Source organism: Actinospica durhamensis (assembly GCF_018139695.1).
GTDB lineage: Bacteria > Actinomycetota > Actinomycetes > Streptomycetales > Catenulisporaceae > Actinospica > Actinospica durhamensis.
In genome coordinates, this window is record NZ_JAGSOG010000338.1 from 1 (window position 1) to 8,126 (window position 8,126).

5 protein-coding genes and 1 pseudogene are annotated in these 8,126 nt (G+C 71.1%); 5 read left to right on the plus strand and 1 reads right to left on the minus strand.

What is annotated here, in order from left to right; translation table 11 throughout:
• The first annotated feature begins 223 nt into the window (after window positions 1-223).
• The 4 genes from KDL01_RS36565 (at window position 224) to KDL01_RS36580 (ending at window position 6,263) form a co-directional block, all read left to right on the plus strand.
• The gene (locus tag KDL01_RS36565) at window positions 224-460 is read left to right on the plus strand and encodes a hypothetical protein (RefSeq protein ID WP_212533292.1); all 237 of its coding nucleotides are present in this window, start codon (window positions 224-226) and stop codon (window positions 458-460) included.
• A gap of 43 nt (window positions 461-503) precedes the next feature.
• Window positions 504-782 carry a hypothetical protein gene (locus KDL01_RS36570; RefSeq protein ID WP_212533293.1) on the plus strand — a complete coding sequence of 93 codons (279 nt, stop codon included), beginning with the start codon at window positions 504-506 and terminating at the stop codon, window positions 780-782.
• Window positions 783-1,077: 295 nt separating this feature from the next.
• Window positions 1,078-3,462, plus strand: a complete 2,385-nt coding sequence (locus KDL01_RS36575) for an AAA family ATPase (protein ID WP_212533294.1) — start codon at window positions 1,078-1,080, stop codon at window positions 3,460-3,462.
• Window positions 3,463-3,473: 11 nt separating this feature from the next.
• A complete protein-coding gene (locus KDL01_RS36580; RefSeq protein WP_212533295.1) occupies window positions 3,474-6,263 on the plus strand; it encodes a disease resistance family protein in 2,790 nt (929 codons plus the stop codon).
• Window positions 6,264-6,296: 33 nt separating this feature from the next.
• On the opposite strand, the gene KDL01_RS45675 is transcribed toward KDL01_RS36580, so the two are convergent.
• Complete coding sequence (locus KDL01_RS45675) at window positions 6,297-7,091, minus strand: TetR/AcrR family transcriptional regulator (protein WP_212533296.1); 795 nt, start codon at window positions 7,089-7,091, stop codon at window positions 6,297-6,299.
• 217 nt (window positions 7,092-7,308) lie between these two features.
• Here KDL01_RS45675 and KDL01_RS36590 point away from each other — a divergent pair.
• A pseudogene (locus KDL01_RS36590) lies at window positions 7,309-8,013 on the plus strand (amidohydrolase); the annotation flags it as partial.
• Window positions 8,014-8,126 lie beyond the last annotated feature (113 nt).

Below are 8,126 nucleotides of genomic sequence, written 5' to 3' on the forward strand. Positions count from 1 at the left end.
TCAACGAGCGCATCGCCGCAGCCAGAGTCCCGATCGCCACATAAGCTCACAAGACCCCGGCCGACGACTTACCCTGCACAAAAACTCAGGACAACCCTCCAAGTTTCACAAACAAAGGTGCCCTAGTGGCCGGTGAGTATCTGACGGCCGGAGTCGACCATCTGCCCGGGCTCGCGCTGTGGCGCGACGCCGAGACGCCGAGACGCCGCAGAACTCGCTGTGCTTGGGCATCGCGCCGGATGGCTGGGCTGTGATTCACACCGATGAGGGGTTCGGTCAGCAGGTCACGCGCGGCTCGTGCGAGCCGGACGGGACACTCCGGGGCGCCTGCTTCGACGACATGCTGGAGGTTCCCGGTGTCTGCTTCATTGCGGAGGACCTGGCCGTCGCAGCGGTCGCCCATTGGATCGAGTCTGGCGAAGCACTACCACGTGCCGGATTCTCCTACGATCTGTATTGAGCGTGCCCACAGGCGCGATCGGCATCGGATAGGTTCCTCGCTCGTGACAGATGCAGATCCGCTGGTGCGGCCACTGGCCGAGATCGTGGTCGAGTTGGCTTGGATGTTGGAGTCCTCCATCGATGAGGACGGAGAGCCTCGGGGCGCGATCAAGACTCTGGATTGGGTCGCTGGTGTCTTCGACTGCTTGACGGCCGACCAGCGCCTTCGCCTGATCGAGGTCATTGCGGGGATTGCCGCAGAGGCCGAGCTTGGGCCGCGGCGGGAGTTCCTCGAGGCTTTTGCCTCTGATTTCGGCCTGGCCGAGGAGGACGACGAGTAGTAGGCGCCCACGACCAGCGACCCGTAACCGCGGGACCGCGAACTTCGCCATCCGGTCGCCGGCGTCGTCGAATGCGCCCTCACTTCGCCCGCGCTTCGCATCCACTTCGGACGCGCTTCGGACGCGCTTCGCCTGCGCCTCGATCGAGTGCGGCTGCTGCGAAAGGCAGGGTGCTGGGGCGATTGTCGTGCCACCATGGAGTTGGAGTCCTGAGCCGGGGCTCCAGGGGGTCGATCAGGCACCATCCAGCCTTCCCAAGCACCATCCAGCCTTCCGTCGAGTGGCAGGAGTCCCGGTGCTCAGACATCTTGGACGAACCGCACCGATCACCGGCGCGTTCTTCGCGGCCGTGATCTGCGTGGTGGCCGTCTTCCGGGCCGACTGGCCTTTCCTCGTCGGTCCGCTGGTCGGCTATCTCGCGGTGCTTGTCGGCATCGGCGCTTGGCACGAGCGGCTCGGCCGGAGGGCCGTGACCGCGCGGCACGCGCCGATCATGACGTCGGTGCGCTTCCGGCCGCCGGCCCAACTGCCCCCGCAGCCGCTGTTCGTGGGAAGGCGGGACGAACTCGACGCGGCGCTCGCGGCGCTGCGGAGCGAGCGCGGACGGGCTCGTGAGCAGGCGCGCGTCGTGCTGGTGACGGGGCAGCCGGGGATCGGCAAGACGGCGTTCGCGATCAAGCTGGCCCACGAGATCGCGCCGGATTACCCGGGGGGAAGCCTGTTCGCCCGCATCACCGACGAGTTGGGCCTGCCCGAGCCGGCCGCCGAAGGGCCCGCGCCGTATCTCCAGGCCTTCGTCTCCGCGCTCGCGTCGGCCTATGGCGCGACCGGCGACGCCGAGGGCTCGGTGACGCTGCGTACGCTGACCTCGGAACGCAGGATTCTGTTCGTCGTCGACGACGTCCAGGACGAGTCGGAGCTCACCCCGCTGCTGCACACGGGTCCCGGCTGCACGGTCATCGCGACGTCGCGACGGCCGCTGACCGGTCTGATTCGCACGCACGAGGTCCTTCTCGACCGCCTGCACATCACGGAGGCGGTGGATCTGCTGACTCTGCTCCTCGGCGAGGGCGGCGTCGACCGGGTCGCCGAGCGCGAGGGCGCGGCTCAACAGATCGTGCAGGCGGCCGGACTCTACCCTCTGGCCGTCCGCATGGCGGCCAACGCACTGTCCAACGCGCCCTACTGGTCCCTGTCCGTCGCCCTGGAGCGGCTGACCCAACTCCAGCGCGAGGAGGTGATCGAGCCCTTCGACGGGCTGGACGTGGCCTATGCGCTCCTGGCCGACGAGGAACGCACCGCCGTCGACGTGATCGGCGCCCTCGACGCGCGCATCCTGGCTCCATGGACCCTGCAGGCCCTGCTGGCAGCGGTCGGCACCACGGCCGACGACGAGCGCGTCCTACGCATCCTCGACGCGCTGGCGCGGGCGCGCTTTCTCGAGCTGTTCAGCACCGACGCCGCCAGCGTCCCGCTGTTCCGCGTGCACGACCAGGTCCTGAACTATGCCCGGCGGATGGCCGAGCGCCGCGGCGCGGACCACGTGGCGGCCTGCCGTCTCGCCGTGGACGAAGCCCGGGCGGCTCGCAGCGATTTCGCGCTCGAACACTCCGTCGCCCAGAGCGCACTGGACGCGATGGCCGCGGGCGAGCTCGACCGGGCGTTGCGGCTGGCCCGGGACAGCGTTTCGCTGGGACGGGAGAACCACGACACAGCCGTCGAAGCGAGCGGGCTGGTGGCCCTGGCTGAAATACAGACGGAACTCGGCGGCACCCGCCAGGCTGAGGAGCTGGTCGACGCGGCGCGAGAACTCACCTCCCGGCCCCCGTCCGCCCATACGCTGCGGTGCGCCGGCAAGATCGCCCGCAGACTCCGGACGCTCGACCGGGCTGCGGCGGTCCTCCAGGACGCCGTCGACGTCGCGGTCGCATCCGGCGACGAGGTCGAGTTCGTCTTCGCGCTACGCGAACTCGCGGTGGTCTTCGGCGAGGCGGGCCGCTCCGAAGAGGGCATCGCGGCGACGCAGCGTGCGGAGGCGACGGCGCGTGCGATGGACAGCAACGGCGCCCTGTGCGGAGTGCTGTGGGCACGCGGCCGGGTCCTGGTGCGTGCCGGCGAGAACCCCAAGGCCCTTGACACGCTCACTCAGGCCGATCAGGCCGCCCGGGAGTCCGGACGTCGGCTCTGGCAGGCCTGGATCGCCTACGAGATGGGCCGCGCATACCTCCAAGACAAGGACGCCACGGCTGCGGCGGCCAAGGCCACCAGCGCGTCTCGCCAGTTCACGGCCATGAAGCACGAGTACGGCGTCGCGTACTGCGAAGCGCTTCTCGGGGAGTCCCTACTGGCCGCCGGTGAGACTCTTGCCGATGCCGCGCGGGTGGTGAGTCGTGCGTTGAACACCTTCCAAAGGTGCGGGGATCCGTGGGTCGAAGCGGAGACCGCGTGTGTCCTGGCCTCCATCCGTTCGCGCGAGGGGCACCGGCGCGAGGCCGCCCGACTCCTCGGCCAGGCGGTCCGGATCTACGAACGGCTGGGGGATCACGATCGTCTGGCGGCGGCACGCCGGCAGGCCTCGGCGAACGTCTGGCGGCGGCGGGGCATCGGCGGGACGCGCCCGGCACAGCGGCGCGGGCAACGCCGGTTCGGCCGGTTCCGGTTTCCCCGGACCGGGCGCTAGGCGGTCTCGGCATGCGATGGATCCTGATGAGGATCGCCCGGCGATGGCGCTTCGTGGCGGTGGCGGTGACCTGTTTCGCCTTGGCGGCGGTGGCACCGCTCGGTGGTCTGTTCGCGACGTGGACGACCGCCAGAACGGCAGAGTTGTTGTTGACCCTGGCTGGAGGTGCCGTGGCCGCGGGCGCCACCGCGCTGGCGCCCGCCGGCGGGCGGCCGGACACGGCTCCCGCGCGACTTCCCGACTTCCCGGAGAACTTCGCCGGCCGGGAGCGGGAACTCGCGGACCTGCGCGAGCTGTATGACGAACAGTCGGAACAACGACGGCGCAGGTTCCGCCGCACCGCGGCGCCGCTGCCGAACGCGCGCGCCCGGACCGTGCTGATCCACGGGCAGCCCGGCGTCGGCAAGCGGGCCCTGGCGAGGGCCTTCGCCCGGAGCATCGAGGCCGAGCACCCCGACGGCGCGCTCTACTTCGATCTGGCCACCGCCAGCGTGCCCAAGGGCTCGGCCGAGATCCTCGGCGCCATGCTCATCGACCTCGGCGTCCACCCCGATGCGACGACCGACGCGCGGATCCGGCAGTTCCGCACCGCCACCTCACGCCGCAGGGTTCTGATCCTGCTGGAGAACGCGACGAGCCTGGACCAGGTGAAGAACCTCGTGCCGAACCACGCGGGCTGCACCGTGGTGATCACCAGTCGGCGTACCCTGGGCGGAAGCTTCGGGCCGCACTCGCTTCGGCTGGGTCTGCCGGACTCGAGCCGGGCCGCCCGGATGCTCTACGAGCACGCCTCGCTCCCGCCGAACACCGCGCCGCTGGAGATCGCCGAGGTCCTCGAGCTGTGCGGACGTCTGCCCTCCGCGCTCCAGGTCGGCGGGGAGATCATCGACGGCCGCGCGGCGGAGCTGGCCGACCTGCCGACCCGGCTCGCTCCCGAGCGCAGGCGGCTGCGCGCGTTGTGCGGCGTCGACGGCTCGGTGGAACGGGAGATCCGACAGGTCTACGACGAGCTCGGTGAACGGGAGCGCAGAGCCCTGCGCCATCTGAGCTTGATCGAGTCCAGCACGTTCCTGCCCTGGGTGCTCATGCCGCTGCTGAACCTCGGCTACGACGACGCGTACGCGGCGATGAAGAGGCTGGCGGAGGTCGAACTGGTCCAGCGCGTATCCGCCGACGAGGTGCTGGGGATCTCCCGGTACCGGCTGCACGCCCTGACCCGCAGTTTCGCCTACGCCGAACTCGACGAGAAGGAACCGCCGAAGAGGCAGTCCGCGGCACGGGGCCGCCTCGACTCCGCGTTCCTCGCGATGACGCACGCGATCATGGCCAGGCTCGACCCGAGCATGCCCGCCGCGGCCGGGCGGGTCGCGAGCGCCGGACTCGCGCTGATCCCTGATCAGGACCATGTGATCGCACGCCTCGCCGACAACCCCGACTACTGGGTGCGTGCCGAATACGGTCACCTGGTGGTCGGGGTCGACCTCGCCTATGAGCAGCGGAACTGGCCGTTGTGCTGGCGGATCGCCGCTCGACTCGGCGGCTGCGTGCCCCTCTACGTGCCCGTGTCGACCTGTCAGGACGCCTTCGTCAAGGCCCGCGAGTCCGCGCGGATCGACGGCAGCGAGTACGGCGAGATCCTCGTCTGTCTCGCGCACGCCTCCCTCCTCGTCGCGATCGAGGATTACGCGCAGGCGCTCCGACTGCTGCACGAGGTCGACGACCTGATCGGCGCCTACACCCCCGGGTCCGGGCACGAGCCGAGCCGGACGTCCCTGCGTGCGGCTCGGATGCGCACCGAGGGAGAGATGTGGCTGCAGGCGGCTTCGTATCGAGCCGCGGAGGACAAACTCGGCACGGCCCTGAAGGAACTCAGCACGTCCAAGGACGAGGTGGAACAGCAGCGCATCGGCGTGCTGGCCGCGGAAGCGGCGGCCGCGCTGTCCAAGGAGCAATGGCTGGCCGAGCCCGCGCGAACCGAGGGCAACCCGATGGACGACCGGGCGGCATTCCGGGCCCGCCTCGCCCGGGCGGAGTGGGCACGGCGTCAGATGAGATGGACGGACGCGGAGGTCGCGCTGGCCGCGGCCCGGGGATTCAACCACGGAGACGCCCGGCGCCGGGCGGCCGTCGAGTACCGCTTCGCCAAGCTCCGGCTCAGCCAGTGTCGATCGACCCGGAATCCGACCCTGCACGCCGAATACGGCGCGGACGCGCTGGTACACGCCGCGACCGCGTCCTTCCGCTTCAGCCGCATGGGAAACCGCGTGGGCTCGATCCGCGCCCGATGCATGGTGGTGCTCGCCCTCGTCGAACTCGGCGCGTTGGACGAGGCGACGCGCCAGAGCGCCCGAGCGAAGCAGGAGCTCGCACTTCTGCGCAAGAGCGCCGAAACCGACGAGATCCTCGTCCCCTTGCGCGCCCGGGTCGCCCGCGCCGAGGGCATTCTCGACCTCCGTCGCGGCGAACACGACAACGCGCAGGCCCGGCTGCAGGAGGCGATCGCGGACTTCCGCGGCGTCGGGGACTGGTGGTCGGCCGCGGAATGCGAACTCTGTCTCGGCCAGGTCCTGCAGAAGCTCGGCGAGACGACCACCGCGAACGCCAACCTCTGGCCGGCCTGCGACGCCTTCGAGAAGTGCGGCGACACGTTCAACGTCGCACGCGTCCGGCGCGCACTGGCGAACAGCTCCTCGGACGACCCGCGTCTGACGATCCGCCGCCTTCGCGTCCGCCCGCCCCGAAGTCCGGCCACGGGCAGCTCGTCCCCGACTCGAAAGACCCGGCCTCCCCGCCTCAACTGACCCCGCAGTGGCCGGCGTCGAGCAACTCAGACGCTAGCCGCGCCGGTGCTCCTCGATGCGGTGGGCCACGCCGTCGAGGAAGGTGCCGAGGACGAGCTCGAACACCTTGTCGTCGTCGCGGAACAGCTCGGTCAGCCTCGTCGAGCTCTGATGCACCAGCGGGAAGCGCTCGGCCGGGAGGAGGCCGTACTTCACCGCCCAGGCGGCGTCGTCCTTGGCCTGGGCAGCCGGGTCCAGCATCAGCCAGGTGGCGGCGACCTGGACGAACGCGAGGGTCAGGTCCAGCAGCATGCGGTAGCACTCGGCGGCGTCGATCACCGGCAGGCCGGCCGAGTGAAGCAGGCCGATGACACGCTCGACGCTCTCGGTCTCGCTCGGGCTCGCGGTGGTGCGCACGGCACACAGGGCGGCGAGGGCGGGGCGGGCGAGGTGGACGCGGCGGATCGACATCGCCATGGCCGTGAGCGATTCGCGCCACTCGTCACTCGTGTGGCCCTCGCGCGCCGCGAGTTCGACGGCCTCGTCGATCAGCACGTCGGTGAGCGCGAGTACGAGCTCGTCCTTGTCCCTGAAGTGCCGGTAGACGGCGGTCGGGTCGGCGCCGAGGCGGTGGCCGAGGCGGGCGAAGGTGAGTGAGCCGCCGCCTTCGGGCGAGCTCAGGTAGAGCGCGGCCTCGAGGATCGCCTCGCGGGTGAGGGTCGCGCGGCGGCGCGGAGCGGTCGCGCCGGCCCTGCGCGGGGCCGCTTTCACCCCCGCCACCTGCGCCGCGTCCGTCGCTCCGGCCGTGTTCGGCTCGCTCGATTTCTTCGCCGTTCCTCGCTCGTCCACGCGCCGATCTTAACTCATCGGCACTGTCAACGCTATTGACAACGCCACTGACATCGGCTGAGATGCTCCACACCGACCCCTGAGCCCCACGGCTCCGAACCCGAGGAGCGCGCCCGTGCCCACCGATCCCGCCGCGACCGCGGCCGCCGTCACCGACGACGCGGCCGACGACCGCGCGCCCGCCGACCTCGTCTTCACCGGCGGGCCCGTCTACACCGTGGACGCGGCGCGTTCCTGGGCCACGGCCGTCGCGGTACGCGGCGGGCGGATCGCCGCGGTGGGCGCCGAGCACGAGGTGGCCGCGCTGATCGGGCCGCGCACCGAGGTCGTGCCGCTGGCCGGGCGGCTGCTGCTGCCGGGCTTCCAGGACGCGCATGTGCACGCGGTGCTCGCCGGCACCGTGATGAGCGGCTGCGATCTGCATCAGCTGCCTGAGAACAGCGCGGAGGCCTACATCCAGGCCGTGGCCGCGTACGCCGCCGCGTATCCGGACCGGGAGTGGATCACCGGCGGCGGCTGGAGCATGGAGGCGTTCCCCGGCGGCAATCCGCACCGCGCGCTGCTCGACGCCGTGGTGCCGGACCGCCCGGTCGCCCTGCCCAACCGGGACGGGCACGGGCTGTGGGTCAACTCGCGGGCGCTGGAACTGGCCGGGATCACCGCGGCCACGCCCGATCCCGCCGACGGCCGGATCGAACGCGACCCCGACGGCTCGCCCACCGGCATGCTGCAGGAGGGCGCGGCCGACCTGGTCAACCGGGTCGTTCCGGCGCCGAGCCCGGAGGACTTCTACGCCGGACTGCTCGCGGCCCAGCGTCATCTGCACGCCTTCGGCATCACCGGCTGGCAGGACGCCGCGGTCGGCGTGGGCTTCGGGCCGGGCGACGTGTACGGGGCCTACCTCGCCGCCGCGAACCGCGGGACGCGCAGGACGTGACCTGGCGGCTCGGCGAGCGGGCCACCGGCGCGGACCTCGACGCCCGCACCCTCACGCTGGCCGGCGGCGAGACGTTGGAGTGGTCCGGGCTCGTCGTG